Here is a 14,535-nt window from a genome sequence, read left to right on the forward strand (position 1 = left end):
AAGGCGAGTATGGACCTCAATGACGAGGAATTAATCAGACGGGCCGTCAAAGACGGGGACCAGCGGGCATACGCCCAGCTGGTTCGTCGCTATCAATCTCAGCTGCGATACTCGCTCCGACAGCTGTGTGATGGTGACCAGGGTCTGGCAGACGATATGGCGCAGGAGGCCTTTATTAAGGCCTATAAGGCGTTGCCGGCGTTCAGGGGGGATGCCCGCTTCAGCACTTGGCTGTACCGTATCGCCTATAATCTTGTCATGAGCCACAAGCGTAAGAATATGCCCGATGTGGATCAAGAGGCAGTGGATAGGGCTCAGGCCGATGAGACTATTGAAGAATCTCGGCAGTTAGGGATGGCTAGGGACCTCACTGCCGCGATGGATACCCTGAGTGGCCCGCAGCGGCAAGCAATCCATCTGTGTATGCACAGGGGCTTTTCTCACGAGGAGGCGGCAAGTATTATGAAATTGCCGCTTGGTACGGTAAAATCCCATGTCAACCGTGCTCGGGCCAAGCTGCGTAGCTTGCTACAGCCCTGGCGTGAGGAGGTGGTAAATGGTTAACTTTGAACAGCGCAACACGAAAGGTAACGCCTTGAGTGAAATGGCTTTAGAGGGCAACGACCGGGAGTTTGACGCCTGGCTAAGTGAACAGCTCCAGTTCAATGAGCCCCATTTGGATAACGATGGTTTTTGTGACCGCGTGATGGCCGCGCTCCCTGCGCAGCCTAAACGCTCAAAGCGTCGTTCCAGTTACTCTCAGTACATCGCGGTAGCAGCTGCCTTAGGGATTATTGCCTGGCAGTTCCCTTTCAGTGAGGTAGTTGCCGAGATGGCCAAGCAATCCATTAGCTTGTATAGCTTGGTAGGTGTTGGACTTTTATCTTCTTTAGCGGTAATGACCGGTGGCATTTTCGCCGCACGCCGCTAACGAGAGCCTGCCTTTATGGAAGCCCGTGCCTAAATCATGATAGGGCGGGCAGCTTCCTTTTTTACTTTACAAACTTTCCGATAAGTTTTAGTGGACTCGCTTCACATTAAGAGTGTGTCTGGCCTTCGAGTAGATTTTGTCAGCCTTTGCAGCGAGCGTGCTCTTCAGCCTGGTTGCACATCTCTTTCAATATGGTTTTCCCCGCCTCTTCATAGCCATTGTTCAGCAGATATTCTGCTGTCTCAACTGTGGCATGGATCCCGCTCGAAACTTCTTTGATGGTATATGCGATATGGAGTTTTAATTCGCTAGCTGCGTTTTCAGAGTCGGAAATGGCATGGTGGGCCATCAAGCGCTGCAGGGTATTGGTGGGAATAACTACTTTGAAGCCAAATTTATCTGATAAATTACGGTAGTGATTTGTCAGTCCATCAAACCCACTTACTTTAAGTTCGTAAGTTGGCTCCCATCCAGCAAAGGTGTGTTGTAGTGCAAATTGCATAGAGTGATGTTTAGTCGTTCTGTGGGATTGCTTTGGGAATTTCTGGAAAGTAAAGGATGCGCCCTGTACATTTGCGAGAGTTTGGCTCAACTCGTCAAATGGGACTTGCATATGCTCCCCCTCGTTAGCGATGGTCACGGTCAGCGGGGAAAGCTCTTTGAGTTGTTTGGGTGCTAAATTGGAAACTCGCCCGGTTATATATTTATCCTCTAATGATGGGCTAAAAGCAAAGTACTGTGAAAATGGTGCTTTGTCGTTTAGCCAGTAGTCGAGTACGAAGCGGCCAGAGTTGGAGTGCCCAGACAAAATACTAAAATCTGCGGTTCGATAGTTTTTATTGACATAAGGCACAACTTCGTTCGCTAAGAACCGAGAAAATGCTGTCGATTTACTTTGATCTGGGCGCAACTCCTTGCCCATTCCCTCTACACCAATCACGATAAAATTGGGCACTTGGCCTTCAAGTAAATCGACAGTAGACAAAGTAGAAAGCATGTCCCACTGAGCATGTAATACGTAGAGCACAGGATATTCTTTGTTATTATCCTTATATTGTTCGGGAAGTTTCACCAAGATGGTTCGGTTTTCACCAAGAAAATCTGATTTGATTTCCGTCTTTTGTGCGAGAATAAAATCTGAAGCATTTGCTATCAGCGAACAAACACTTATCAAGGCTAAAAATAGAACTCTCATTTTCCACTCTCCATGTAGGTATTATTTTAGGGTGTAATACTAAAGTTCGGGTTAAATTAACCAGCTAAAACTGGTTGAAGAAAGCTGCTTTTGCCTGCTTGTCAGGTATTTTCAGTAGAGGGTACTCGTGTCGACGTGCGCCGATGTTTGTGCCGGAAGAAGTTGCCAATTTATTGTTATATGACTTAAATCTATTTATTGACCCTTTAGATGTCAAGTGCCTTGACTAGGAGATATGCCTTGTTGAGCGGGGGTAAGTCGAAGAAGTAGGGCCTGCAGACTTAAAGCTTAGGACAGGCTGAAGTCGGTCTGCCCTAAGTTTAACAAAATAGTAAATGCTACTTAGTTTCTATATTCTCCAGAAATTGATCGACCACTGCATTGAATTCATCGGGTCTCTCCCAAAACATCATATGCTTTCCCATATAAGCGGTAGTGGCGGAAGGGGTATTAGCTTTGATCCATTTTTCAGCCACTTCCTTAACTTCATTTCGCACCACATATAGCATAGGGATCTTCCCTTCAAGGCCGATAAGGTCTTTGCTGTAGTCGAGGTAAAAACCAGTAGCGTTGGTAATTGCGGCGACGCTGCTAGAGGTTTGATGGGCGATATTAGATATCCAGGCAATATTTTCTGTAGTGGGATTCTCAAGCATCCATTTGGCGAACTCTGCAATCACATTTTCGCGGTCCTCAATAACCCCCTCAGTGAATGAGCGCGAGTATCCGTCTGAATCATCATTCAGATACCAGACCCACTCGTCCCGGCTGGCCCCAGAAATATCCGGGCCAGTGTCGATCATAATCATGGCTTTTATCTTGTCAGTGCCGAACTGGTTGAGATAGGCCAGTTGCTCGGTCACTCCGTAGGACCAACCCGCGAGAATCACGCTATTAAGCCCCAGCTTGTCAATCAGTGCAGCTAAGTCTCGAGCGTGTTGCTGATAAGTATGGCCCTCAACAGGCTTGGATGACATGCCCTGGCCGCGGGGATCATAAGCTAGTGCGCGATACTTGGTGGAGTCCTTGAAATGGGCAAGTTGATGCTCGAAAACCTTTGTAGACATCATCCAGCCGGGAATAAAGATGATTGTCGTATCGCCGTTACCCGCTTGTTCGTAGTGGATAGTGAGAGAGTTGTCGATCTTGATTCTCTCTGCTGCCACATAAGTAGAAAAAATAGACAGGATGCTAAATAAAAATACCAGATGAAGAGTCTTCATGACGCAAATTAACCCAATAAAATTTGTATAACGTTATCAGAGGAAGTTCGTAGGCGAAGTGGCTTCGGCTACCAATATTCGCTTAGGTCCACATTGTACCGTGGAATTACTGCTATTAGTTGCTGCTGCAATATTGCCGACCATATAAATTGCACAAACGTCCGTTTTATAGGATTGATTGCTTAAAGCCAAAGTAGGTGGGAGCTTAGGGTAGTTGGTTATGATTTTTCCCATTTGGATTGGTATAAAAATCTATATTGGGTGTGACTGCTCGGTATTTATCCAGAATTATCATAATGAAGAATAAAGGAATAAGTGACAGTACAGAGAAGTGTAGTGCAATGAATTTGGTCTCCTCTTGTGTGGGCGCGCTGGAAAATATAATTATTTCGATAATAAGTAAGAAAATAAATAAAAAACACTTATTGAAATCTGACACTGAGTCAAATATTTTGGGACCCAATATCCAATGCTTCCAGGATTTGTGCGCAATAGCATCTAGTAAGTAATAGAGACCGCAGGTAAAGCTAACCAATGTCGTAAGCAGTAGTTCAAATACCCAGGCGGGAGGTTTGCCTGGAGCCGGAGGCCAAGCATTCGTAACTCCAAATTCTGTAAAAGAGAGAATGGCAAAGAGACCGGTCGTCAGCAGTACAACTGGAAATCGAAATACTAAAATCACCATACAAATTGCAGCAAAGGTCTCGAATATTCTCTGGATTGGCATAAAGATCTCGGCGTGGTCCGCTACCCAGGACAAGGCTCCCCGATACCAATACGGTGTATTCCCGTATTCGACATAGGAGTTAATGAGACCTCGGTACCCTTCTACAGTAAACCAATTTAATAGCCCATCCTCAAAAACCTGAAAGACTAACATTACCCCGATGGTGAGGGTAAATAGATCAATCCAGCGCCCTACTATCGGAGTTGAATCCTGCTTGGGGGGAGTATTTCGATACTTGTCTAAATACTTTGAAGCTATTGATAAAACGGCAATGGTAATACTGGATAGGGCGCTTACAGTGAATACGTAATCGCCACCATTGCGTGACATAGCAAAGACCCCAAATAAGAGAGCTGATGCTACAACAATCGAACAACTCCAGGTTAATAGGCTTACTCTCGGTGCTATCACCGCGCCTAAAAGCCGAGAACGAAAATTGTATTGAGATTCTTTATGGAGCTTGTAAATGCTAACTGCCAAGATTAAGGCAAATAGCGCAGGTGACAAAAACTCGAAGTACCAGCTGTTTTCTCCCATGTAAGTCAATCCCCACAGCAAGATAAAACCAAAAAACATGAGTGTCGCGCCCAAAACAATAAAAACACGCAATATCAAGAGGGTTCCAGCAAGCAATAGTGCCAGGTGGAGTGTATAGGTTACAAAAACTGAGTAGGGGATAAGGTAGCTGACCAGTGATTTGACAAGTGAAGGTGTGCCCTTAGTCTGTACAAGCTGATGTAACAAGCTTGCGAAGACATCCGGTGCCATTTGCCCATTAAAAAAGCGCGTGATAACTAACTGAATACAGGCTGCGCCTAAGAAGAGGCTGATAATGGCTAGCCAAGTAGTTTGAGATGTGGCGCTTCTTGCTTGCTCAGTACTCAAGTGCAGGCTGGATATAAGCATGTATCTTATCCGAGGCCCTTTAAGATTGATTGCCTTATTGGTGATTATGGCAAATTAGGTAAATAACTTACAAATTTTCGCCGTGTTGATGCTGTTGTAACTACAAGGCTGGCTACAGCCAACCTTGTAATCGATGAGTTGATAAGAAAGTTCCAAAGCGACATTTGGCGACAGCTTTAATTATGGGTTTCTCCACTCTGCAGCCAGGTCAATTGCTTGCTGTAAGATTGGCCATTCCAAAAGACTTTGCTGGTATTTGGTAGCTTTCTCGCTTAATGAGATATTATAAACAAATAGTCTATAAGCGAGTATTGCGTAAAATGCGTCTACAGCCCCAGCAGAGCCGAACATGAAGGGCAGTTTTGCTTTCGAGAAAATATCTTCAATCCTTTTTAACTCAGCCTGAATTCCAGGGTTCATATCCGGGGAGGAGTTGCTTTTATCTAGAGTGAAAGGGCAGTTGCTTCTTAAGGCGATGAAACCGGAGTGAAGTTCAGCACATAGGCTTCTTGATTGTGCTCGCTCAATATTTGATGAAGGGTACAAGATGCCTTTGGAGAGCTCATTAAAATACTCAGCGATTGCCAGTGAATCATGAATATAAGTATCTTCAAGCAACAACACAGGTACAAGTCCAGCTTGGGAATATTTAAGTACTTCGTTTTTGTAGTTAGGGCTGGAGAGGTCTATGGCTTTGATCTCAATGTCAAGGCCTGCGATTTGGGCGCATATCCAGACTCTTAAGGACCAGGTGGAATCAGTGCCTGTGATTAATTTCAAAACATGTACTCCTTTTTGGTGTTGCTGAAGAAAGTGGCAGGGTATTCAAGAGTATCCGAGAAGCTATATGTTACCTCCCTTCGCGATATTTAGAATAGAGTATACAGAATCTAGTGTTTAAATATTATACCGAGACTTTCATGCTGACTGAAAATTTAAGGGTGAATTTAGAGGTAGCATTAATTAGTCAGATAGCTTTTTCAGTAGTTCAATAATATTAGGTTTTTCATCTGTTTTTCTCATAAAATACTGAAGGTATACCTTGTTTAAGTTTGGACCTCTCAGCAGAAAGATAAATTCTTCGCCTAATGATGACTCTTGAATATTGCCGAGTTGATAGTGCCACATTTCCCAAAGTTCTACGTAAAAATCCGGGGGGCATGATCAAGGTTGCTTTTAATTACACCATTTGGCATCAATTTAACATGGAGTCTAATCTTATTTCCTGCGAAAGGACTGGTTCTCTCATCTGGGTTGAAGGTGATTTCTCCGCTTGAGGTGGCCATGTCTACCTTTTGAACCAGAACCTGCAGAACGTGATCGGTGCTTTCTAGAAGCTGTTCTAGTGTTGCAGGCTCTATAGATGTTCCATTTGCATAGCTAGAAAATAGTAGAAAGAAAATCAGCTTTTTCATGAGTATTATCTATTTTTGTAGGTTATACCAGGCGCAATATTGATTGCCTAGGGTAGAGCTTTTTAATAGCTGTTTTCGTCAGTAATGTTAGTATTTTTGTCTGGTTTCGATGGTTTTTCTATTCTAGTCAGAATATAGAGAGTCAATTCACAGGCCGCTACTTACTTGTGCCTTATTACTCAGCGGTAGTTCAATAATGGCCAATCACACCATTGTTTACAAGGAGGTATCTCTATATTTTGGTGTTAAATCCTTTTTGAATCGAATTTCGGTGTTTGCTAAATTTAAGCTGGTCCACTAGTTGTTAATAGGATCTTACTATGTGTCCGTATGGGTTGATAATTATGCTGGCTTATTCTGTTTAAGGATCTGAGGTGTGGTTTTTAAAATTAATTTTCAGAATTGTTTATTTTAATATATTTAAAGGTGGGCGACTTTCTTTAATGCGGCTGCTATTTTTCACAAAATATGGACGTCTATAGGAGGAGAGAGTGAGAAACTGCTGCGGACCTGAATAATCAAGCCCGCTTGCTCCAATGGATCACTTAAATGGTTTCAAACGTTTTGTAAGGTGCTTGCGGATATCTTTCATCGACTTTTCCGCAGTCTTGTGCCCTGCATTTATAGCAATTAGAAAAATTATGTCATGCTTGGGCATGATGCGCACATCAGTAAACCAATATCCATTACTGCCAGTATGCGCAAGAAGTGATAACTCAGAGTCGTACACTGCGCCCCACCCGAGAGCGTAATTGCCTGTCACCGGTGAATGTAACTTACGATAGGTTTCAGTCTTTAGCAATTTACCGCGACCATGTACGCCATTGAGTTGATCTTCTAAAAAAAGAGTCCAATCCTGGAGTGATATATTGATAGTTCCTGCGGGACCCATTACTTGTGGGTTATCACTATTTTTGTCGGCAGGATCTAGCGGGGTGAGCTTGCCCAGCCAGGATTTTTTATGGCCACGTGGTTGATCTAATGTGGTCGAAGAGCCGGGAGCTGCAAAACCCGCATTCTTGATACCAAGTGGAGCAAAGATCTGCTCCTTGATGAGATCTTCCCAGGTCTTGTCTGTTCGAGCTTCGGCGATAGCCCCAGCAATGATAAAGCCGAGATTGGAATATTCAGCTGAGCCAGCCTCGGAGCTGGGAGGTACAGTGAGGTAATGGCGTGCGACTGCCATGCGTTGCGCTCGAATACTGTGTTCCGGCTCGATTACTTTCATTAATGTAGGAAGCTCATACCAGCTGGATAAAGGGGGTAGGCCGGCAGTGTGACTGAGCAATTGTGTGATCGTAATATTACGGTAAGCGGGGTCTATATCTTTTGCAAAAGAGGGAAATGAGTCAGCTAGTGTATCCTCAAATTGTAATATGCCCTGCTCGACTAAGCGCGCTACCATTGTTGCTGTAATCGCTTTGGTGTTAGAACCTATGTGCCAGCGGTCATTGATAGTTACTATTTCATTATGGCCCTGTGCGCGAACTCCGTCTACCGCCATGGCAGCGATGTCGCCATCGATTTGAACTAGTACACCGACTGCTGGAAGGTTGTTGCTATCTCGGGCATTAGTAAGTATTTGTTCGAGAAACTCTTGTAACGAATCGTCGGCATGTGCGATAAAGGGTGACGTTAGAAGCGTGACTGCCAGGAGAATCCTTGGTAAAGTTTTATTATATCCTATATGCATTTTAATAAGCCCGAATGAATTTTAAAGGCAAGTGCTGGATCTGTGTTTATACAGAGATTTTATGTCGATTGGTATACTCTGAGGCTTCGATGCAATGAAGGGTTTTGGTACATTGTTGCCAAATGATTGTTTTAAATATTGTTCGTAATTATTTTCAGGTAAGTGCTAGAGAAGGGTGTTTTTTGAGGTCTTTCTGCTCGAAGAATTATAGGTTATAACAGCTACCTGATAATCGTATTGATCTGAACATCCTTTGTTTAATTTCAAGTCGACTTTGATATCCCTTAGTAATGATCTTTCCTTACTTTAGGGTGTTGACTGGAATATATGCTAACAGTATTTTTTCGATAATCTTTCTTTTGGAAGTTGATTCTTTAATGTATGCGACCTAGGAAGGTTATACTTATAATCTATTAGAAATGGTGTCATTGTGAGAGAGGCCCGTCAGCAATTCGTGTAGGTGGTGATTGCTGACGGAAAATGAAAATTTGGATCATGGCTGAGTTTATCATCTGGGATCAGATGCTTGTTAAGCATTACAAAAGCAAGAGCTTTTGGGGGTTCTAGATGGCAAGATTTCGAGCTCGAAAGATTCTGTCGCGAGGAACAAACTGAATGTGGAGGTCTCGAGAAACATTCGGTGCACTGATATGGGAATAATCTCCGGTAGCTGTGAATTTATACATTTGTAAGTTCCGTCCGGCAATATACCTTCCCAATCCCCAGTAACCCTGATAGTTAATGGCTTGATCATCGGGGATTTGGTTTGAAAGAGTGCTTATAGTACGAGCAACACGTCGGCTTCCAATCATGTTTCTTCCCATTCTTAACCCTGTGACATGCGCAGAACCTATAGGGATTATTCCGCCTGGACGTCCGCCTATATTAAAGTGGTGAATAATTCTTCTTGCTATTCCCTTTTGACGTTTTTCTGAAGATTTCCACTCTCCATTTCCTCTCCATGAATCCACACAGGCTATATCCCAACTTTTCCGAGAAGCTATATTGATTAATAGCGCTGATGTTTCAGTATCAGTTACGCCACCCGCGAAATAGTCTTTTATCCTATTGGGGTAAGCGGAGAGAGTTCCTGCAGCTTTTATTTCATGCGGTGCTTCGACGAACAATGAGTGAGGCTGATCGCTATTATCAGCTATCGCTTCAGCTGCAAAGGAGAAACCGTGAGGTACATCATTGTGCGGCTCTTGGACAATCACTAGCCCTCCGGCTTGCAATGTGGCGCGAACACGAGCCTTTGCGTCTTGCAGGGTTATATTGTTTACTGGCATTTTATATCTCCATCTTGCTATAGAACGACTGGTTTAGCGTCGAATGTGCTCGGTGTATTTCTCGTCGAGTAGAACCTTTTTATTTGGCTTGGACACAACTGCAAAAGCAGGAGTTATCATATTTCAGTTTTTGTAATGCATGTATTGCTAATCAAGTTACTCTTCATGAAAGTTAGGTTCAAGAAATAAATGCAACACCTTTCCAAATTTTGTCTTAGTTTGTGAGTTATTTCTTTCGGGGGTGTTTATTGCCCAGGGGTTTGTGTCCTTTGTGAGGTAGGTTCCCTTTTAATGTCCTGTAGTGTAGTTTTTATTAATATTGGCAATCTTGGAGATGGTCGTATCGAGTATGATTTCTAGGATAGATTTTTTGGTCTTTTAAGTCGGTTCTCCTGTGATAGATATTTTGGGCTAATTGTATTTTTTCTGGTTTTCTATTGGTTATTTTCTATAGGGATAGCTTTTGTAAAAAAAGTAATCTACAGTAGAAAATCTTCTACATGTGTAAAGAATGAAGGGGTAGTGTGATCACATTATCTAATACTGCATCCCCTTACGGCATTCCGAGCTTAAAAGTTTAATTTTTTTGTGACTTATTTGTAACCACATTTTTGGTCAAAAGTCTTGAAGTTCTTGAAATGGCTTTGTTGGATCTATAAATTGAGGAGGTGCTAACTCTCGGTGGGGTAGAAGAGAATAGATTTTAATCTGGGTTGATCTAGTGATGTAGAGAGCTACAAGATGAAATAGAGTTGCCAGTTTGGCCGATAAGTAACAAAAATAAGCTGCCCGGAGGCAGCACATTAATATATCTAGTTGCAAAGTCCTAATTCCCGCTCAATCTGAGCCTTTCTCCAAACTGAGTAACTGGCTGGTATCTTTGCCTCTTTGGTGCCATCGGCAAGGATGGCGCGGCCGAGGTTTGGCCAGCATAGTACGGCCAATACCCTGGGCGCGATTACTTGGAAGACTTTGGGTGGCCCCATTAGGGATTTGAGTCTCTGTATTAATGGTAGCCAGGATGCGGGGACTACCTGTTCTGCGATCATCCATGAGGCCTGAGGATCACTACCCAGTTGCTTTGCCAGGGATTCGTAGCGCAATGTAGCGGCTCTTAGTGAGGCTTGGGGTGGTGCGAGTATAACGGCACGGGCCCTTCTCTCTGCACAGAGTAGGCAAATCTCTTTGGGGAGACCGCTACTTTCTGCAAGCTCTTGGTTGAGTGCCCATCCACCGGCTTTGATATCGCATTGGCAGATAGAGCAGTTATATTTCGGGTTTTCAGGGGTGAATACAGAACTAACTTTTTGGGGGCGTTCGCCATTTTTCCAGATGAGAGAGTGTCTTTTAAAAATATTGCTGGCAAAGTATCGGGTATAGGTCAGCCAGTCGATATTGGTTACATTGCCGAAACGGTCTTTGTGTACAACATCGGGAATATTGTGGCTGTAAAGGTGTCGTAAGCAGTGAGGGCATGGCTTTAGTTGATCCTGGGGAAATGCCTTTCGCGCTTCGCTATAGTCACTGCTTATCCAAACCGGACCCTTATAGTTATTCACTATTGGGCACTTGGGGTAAATATGAACTTGACCAAAAGAGTCCGGGTTTTGTTCCAGGCCAAATAAAAAAACCGGTATACCCCGGTAGCGCCAAGCCACAGGTACGCTGTCCAGATCACTTGAATCGAGTTGCATTCCAGTACGGATGGCTTTGGCTAAGCTGTTTCGATCAGGCATTTCAGACAAGCGCTGTGCTAACGGACGTTTGCCGGCTGAGAATGAATCACCATCGTTAATGACATAAGGTACTGATAGTGCTCGTGTGGCGCTTGGGAATGCTGTGATAGCCTGACGGTTTTGAATGGGTTGAAATTTTGTGAGGTTCACAGAGCTTCCTCAAGGATTTGCAGGATATGGCTCTCAGAGTCTCTAACTACCCTGAATGCTACCCGGCGAGAACGATCTGGATCTTCTACCCCATTTTTATCCAAGACTGGGCGAGCTGAGGAGTAACCGACAGCTGCTACCTTGGCCCGTACCAGGACGGCTTGCTGCGAAGGCAGTAATGAATGGGCATATTGCATTACGGCTCGGGAGCGCTGTTGGGAAAGTCGCAGGTTGTGGAAATAACCAGCTTCCGGTGCGGATTGATCTCCCCATTCAGAACTTGTGTGCCCTTCGATTTGGATTGCGGCAATGGAATCCATATAGGGCGTGAGCGCTTCGATGTAGCGAGGTACAAAGGAGGACATAATCTCGCGGGCATTGTCGCTCAGGGTAAAATCACCGGTTTTAAATAAGGCATCACTGTTATTAAAGGAGATGGCCAGGGTTTGCTTATCCAGAGACGCTCCCCAACGAGTTAAGTCGTGGGCAAATTCCTGTTGCAGAGTTTGATAGATGGCCAACTGGGTGTCCCGGTAAGACTCTGCGAGTTCGCGGATCTTGGCGCGTTCGTCGATAAGGGAACGCATTACAAAGACGGCAATACAGAGAAATACCATCATCAGGCCAGCCATCATGTCCGATAGGCTAATCCATTGACTATCGCTGGACTCACTACTGGCTTGCGTGCTTTCAAACATGCGCCTCTCCAGTGACTCTCTGAGCTTGCGCATCGATTCTCTTCATTTGCTGGATGAGCTGACGGAAGTCTCTGGAGAATTCACCGCTTAAAGTGCCAAGGGCATCGCCCATCGCTGCCATAACACTCTCTACTTCATCGCGCAGACGTTCATCCAGAAGTTCATATTGACGCTTGATACTGACATCGGCATTACTAAGATCGCGAGTAATCACTTGTGACAATTCGGTAATCATCTGGTTGTGAGTTTTGGCGATCAGCTGAGCTAGCTCGGCCATGGATTCCCGGTGACTGGTAGCCTGCTCGTGAATTGCTTTAGAGAAGTGGTTGGGGTCCATACTGGTAACCACATCGGCCAGGGCTACGACCTTACTGGTTCTTTGGTTGAATACTTCCGCCTGGGTCCTACTCAGGGAGATCAGGTTGGAAACCTGGGCCCCAAGTTGCTGTTGAGCTTGGTCAATTCCTCGGGTGAGCGCTTCAAACTTGGGCGCAATATCGGGGATCGATTGCTGTAGAACTTCAATAGAAGCTTGTTGCTCATTCAGCATGATTGATATCTGCTCTGCGTGATTGCGCTGCTGCTCTACCAGGGTGGGAATCACGTTGAAAATTTCTGGCAGCTCAGTAATACGCTGGTGTAACATTAGAAGGTTTTCCTGAGCACCATTAATTTCATTGAGAAGAGTTGCAGTTTGGTCGCGGTAAATAGTTGCGAGTTCTGCGTGCTGCTGATGCTGATCTATTAGGGCTTGCAGAGCAGGGGATACGGCCTCCAATTGCTGGGTAAACTGCTGTAGGTTCTCACCCATCTGGGCATTCAGGCCGCTATTAAACTTTTCTACAACCGCAGTGAGTGACTGTAGGACTTCATCACTAATCTGTCGCTGGAATTTTGCCAGATCTTCGCGCTGACCATTAATAGCCTGCAATATGTCATCTGCTGTCGCTTTAGGGGCTTGTTCTTTAGTGAATATTTGAAAAATAGTTCGCAATATCAGGGATAGGAAGAGTCCCAAGATACTGGTCATAAAGGCGGTTTCCAGACCTTGCATCAGTTCTGAAATTGAGGTGTCAATATCGTTTAGATCAAATCCATAGATACCGATAATGATACCGATAAAAGTACCTAAAATACCGAGGGCAGTCAGTAGTGACGGCGTTTCCTTTACAAAGCGGGGAAACTTGCCTAAAGGGTAGAGGATTATGGCTATAGCACCAATGGCAAGCATGACCATAAGAAAGGTGTCGGTAACCTGTTCCGCAGACAACTTGGTTAACCAGTGATAGAAAAACTGGGTCATTATTTATCCTTTACAACTTTTTGCATTGTTATTTCGTGATAAAAAGGTCCGTTGGGTATTCGCCCGGTTCCCTGGCTGAGTACTTTCATCTCTGGTAGAGATTTCACAACATCGGTGATAGTGCGGAGCTGGGGCTGCTTACTACCCGAAGCGTGAATATAGGTTCCAACCTGGCCCGACTTTTGAATTTCAAATACACCACAGTTGACGGGAAGCTTGTTTTGCTTGAACAGCAAAAAGTGCATCACGCCACCATCACTGAGATATTGATGCAGGGCTTTAGTGATCAATTGTATTTGCTCGGTGGAAAAGAAATTGAGAAGGTCCCAGAGGAGGATGCAATTGAGATCCTTTGGTAGGGTTGCCTGTCGCAACGCGGCCTGAACGGCTTCTTCAAATGGCACTTTTCTGCTGATTTGCCAAGCGAGCGATGAGTAAAAATCAGAAATAAACAGTTCGCCCACCTCCCTTTGGAGGTGTTCCATATTTCTCCCAGCCTTTTGCCCAATATCCAGAACTTTGCTGACCGGTGAGCGCTTGACGTGAGTCAGGGCGGTGTCGAGAGCGGTTAGCGAAATATTAGTAAGGCGGTTTTTTTGGAAAGCGGATACCGCTGCTGATGATCCACTGGCCATCACTGAAGTTGGCGATTTTACATTGCCATACTCAAACATTAATTCGATAAGGTCTTTACGCATCCCCTCTCTTTGTAGCAGGGAAGAGCGCAGGGAGAAGTTGCCCATAGTCTTCATTAAATTCAGGGATGAGTACCTATAGGTGGGCAGTGGTTCTTCCAGGTGGAGCGGTTCTGTATTGAAGGTAAAGCCAGAAAGGCGTTTAAAATCCGCGGGCCCCTTGGGCATAGTGCCGGTGTACAGCATTGTATGGAAAATGGTACGCGGCTTTAAGTGGGGTCGGATTTCCTCAATGAGCTTGGTAATAAGCTCAGGCTCCATAAAGTTGAATAGATCCCAGCAGAGCACCACATCAAGCTTGATTCGTTGGGGCTTTTTGGTGAGATATTCAGAAAGCTTAACGGCCCTGACTTCTTTATCGAGGGCAGAAGTATCCAATAGCAGACTGCGTAAATCTTCGATAAATGTCTGGCAGGAGCGCTCCAATAAAGGCTGTGTGGTGCCAAACGAAAGGCATCCCAAATCTAAAACTTTACTACCTGGTTGAATGACTTCATCCACCAAAGCAGCAATACCAAATGAATGATGCTGCAACATATTTCCCACACCAAAACTAAAGCCCCGGCATTAGCCG

General features: G+C 44.6%; 13 protein-coding genes. 2 read left to right on the forward strand and 11 right to left on the reverse strand.

From position 1 onward, the window contains the following. Positions 1 to 9 precede the first annotated feature (9 nt). Both ACJJIZ_RS10840 and ACJJIZ_RS10845 read left to right on the forward strand, forming a co-directional pair. Positions 10 to 564, forward strand: a complete 555-nt coding sequence (locus tag ACJJIZ_RS10840; RefSeq protein WP_413665211.1) for an RNA polymerase sigma factor — start codon at positions 10 to 12, stop codon at positions 562 to 564. Continuing rightward, positions 557 to 931 (forward strand): hypothetical protein, encoded by a 375-nt coding sequence (locus ACJJIZ_RS10845; RefSeq protein ID WP_282933382.1) that lies wholly within the window; start codon positions 557 to 559, stop codon positions 929 to 931. The genes ACJJIZ_RS10840 and ACJJIZ_RS10845 overlap by 8 nt, the downstream gene beginning before the upstream one ends. A gap of 139 nt (positions 932 to 1,070) precedes the next feature. Here ACJJIZ_RS10845 and ACJJIZ_RS10850 read toward each other — a convergent pair whose 3' ends face one another. The 11 genes from ACJJIZ_RS10850 to ACJJIZ_RS10900 all read right to left on the reverse strand — a co-directional run bounded on the left by ACJJIZ_RS10850 (position 1,071) and on the right by ACJJIZ_RS10900 (position 14,498). After that, the gene (locus tag ACJJIZ_RS10850) at positions 1,071 to 2,126 is read right to left on the reverse strand and encodes an alpha/beta hydrolase (RefSeq protein ID WP_444916125.1); all 1,056 of its coding nucleotides are present in this window, start codon (positions 2,124 to 2,126) and stop codon (positions 1,071 to 1,073) included. A 338-nt stretch (positions 2,127 to 2,464) separates the two neighbouring features. Next, positions 2,465 to 3,349 (reverse strand): alpha/beta fold hydrolase, encoded by an 885-nt coding sequence (locus ACJJIZ_RS10855; protein ID WP_444916126.1) that lies wholly within the window; start codon positions 3,347 to 3,349, stop codon positions 2,465 to 2,467. A gap of 205 nt (positions 3,350 to 3,554) precedes the next feature. After that, complete coding sequence (locus ACJJIZ_RS10860; protein WP_444916127.1) at positions 3,555 to 4,982, reverse strand: alpha-amylase family protein; 1,428 nt, start codon at positions 4,980 to 4,982, stop codon at positions 3,555 to 3,557. 180 nt (positions 4,983 to 5,162) lie between these two features. Further along, on the reverse strand, positions 5,163 to 5,762 hold the full coding sequence (locus ACJJIZ_RS10865; protein WP_444916128.1) for a glutathione S-transferase N-terminal domain-containing protein: 600 nt from the start codon (positions 5,760 to 5,762) through the stop codon (positions 5,163 to 5,165). A 359-nt stretch (positions 5,763 to 6,121) separates the two neighbouring features. Beyond that, positions 6,122 to 6,397 carry a hypothetical protein gene (locus tag ACJJIZ_RS10870; protein ID WP_444916129.1) on the reverse strand — a complete coding sequence of 92 codons (276 nt, stop codon included), beginning with the start codon at positions 6,395 to 6,397 and terminating at the stop codon, positions 6,122 to 6,124. Positions 6,398 to 6,938: 541 nt separating this feature from the next. Further along, positions 6,939 to 8,090 (reverse strand): serine hydrolase domain-containing protein, encoded by a 1,152-nt coding sequence (locus ACJJIZ_RS10875; protein ID WP_444916130.1) that lies wholly within the window; start codon positions 8,088 to 8,090, stop codon positions 6,939 to 6,941. 563 nt (positions 8,091 to 8,653) lie between these two features. Continuing rightward, positions 8,654 to 9,379, reverse strand: coding sequence for a hypothetical protein (locus tag ACJJIZ_RS10880; protein ID WP_444916131.1), 726 nt, complete (start codon positions 9,377 to 9,379; stop codon positions 8,654 to 8,656). 812 nt (positions 9,380 to 10,191) lie between these two features. Beyond that, entirely contained in the window at positions 10,192 to 11,265 is a 1,074-nt protein-coding gene (locus tag ACJJIZ_RS10885; RefSeq protein ID WP_444905722.1) for a hypothetical protein, read from the reverse strand. After that, entirely contained in the window at positions 11,262 to 11,963 is a 702-nt protein-coding gene (locus ACJJIZ_RS10890) for an OmpA/MotB family protein (protein ID WP_413665220.1), read from the reverse strand. Before ACJJIZ_RS10890 ends, ACJJIZ_RS10885 begins: the two co-directional genes overlap by 4 nt. Then, positions 11,956 to 13,266 carry a MotA/TolQ/ExbB proton channel family protein gene (locus ACJJIZ_RS10895; RefSeq protein ID WP_444916132.1) on the reverse strand — a complete coding sequence of 437 codons (1,311 nt, stop codon included), beginning with the start codon at positions 13,264 to 13,266 and terminating at the stop codon, positions 11,956 to 11,958. The genes ACJJIZ_RS10890 and ACJJIZ_RS10895 overlap by 8 nt, the downstream gene beginning before the upstream one ends. Further along, positions 13,266 to 14,498: a class I SAM-dependent methyltransferase gene (locus tag ACJJIZ_RS10900; protein WP_444916133.1), complete on the reverse strand. Its 1,233-nt coding sequence runs from the start codon at positions 14,496 to 14,498 to the stop codon at positions 13,266 to 13,268. Before ACJJIZ_RS10900 ends, ACJJIZ_RS10895 begins: the two co-directional genes overlap by 1 nt. Positions 14,499 to 14,535: the final 37 nt, after the last annotated feature.

This window comes from Microbulbifer maximicatervae (SeqCode), from assembly GCF_052467225.1.

What these genes read in the sequence shown, in the direction of transcription:
- ACJJIZ_RS10840 (WP_413665211.1), top strand. Translation starts at nt 10, where the DNA reads ATGGACCTCAATGACGAGGAATTAATCAGACGGGCCGTCAAAGACGGG.
- ACJJIZ_RS10845 (WP_282933382.1), top strand. Translation starts at nt 557, where the DNA reads ATGGTTAACTTTGAACAGCGCAACACGAAAGGTAACGCCTTGAGTGAA.
- ACJJIZ_RS10850 (WP_444916125.1), bottom strand. Translation starts at nt 2,126, where the DNA reads ATGAGAGTTCTATTTTTAGCCTTGATAAGTGTTTGTTCGCTGATAGCA.
- ACJJIZ_RS10855 (WP_444916126.1), bottom strand. Translation starts at nt 3,349, where the DNA reads ATGAAGACTCTTCATCTGGTATTTTTATTTAGCATCCTGTCTATTTTT.
- ACJJIZ_RS10860 (WP_444916127.1), bottom strand. Translation starts at nt 4,982, where the DNA reads ATGCTTATATCCAGCCTGCACTTGAGTACTGAGCAAGCAAGAAGCGCC.
- ACJJIZ_RS10870 (WP_444916129.1), bottom strand. Translation starts at nt 6,397, where the DNA reads ATGAAAAAGCTGATTTTCTTTCTACTATTTTCTAGCTATGCAAATGGA.
- ACJJIZ_RS10875 (WP_444916130.1), bottom strand. Translation starts at nt 8,090, where the DNA reads ATGCATATAGGATATAATAAAACTTTACCAAGGATTCTCCTGGCAGTC.
- ACJJIZ_RS10880 (WP_444916131.1), bottom strand. Translation starts at nt 9,379, where the DNA reads ATGCCAGTAAACAATATAACCCTGCAAGACGCAAAGGCTCGTGTTCGC.
- ACJJIZ_RS10890 (WP_413665220.1), bottom strand. Translation starts at nt 11,963, where the DNA reads ATGTTTGAAAGCACGCAAGCCAGTAGTGAGTCCAGCGATAGTCAATGG.
- ACJJIZ_RS10895 (WP_444916132.1), bottom strand. Translation starts at nt 13,266, where the DNA reads ATGACCCAGTTTTTCTATCACTGGTTAACCAAGTTGTCTGCGGAACAG.
- ACJJIZ_RS10900 (WP_444916133.1), bottom strand. Translation starts at nt 14,498, where the DNA reads ATGTTGCAGCATCATTCATTTGGTATTGCTGCTTTGGTGGATGAAGTC.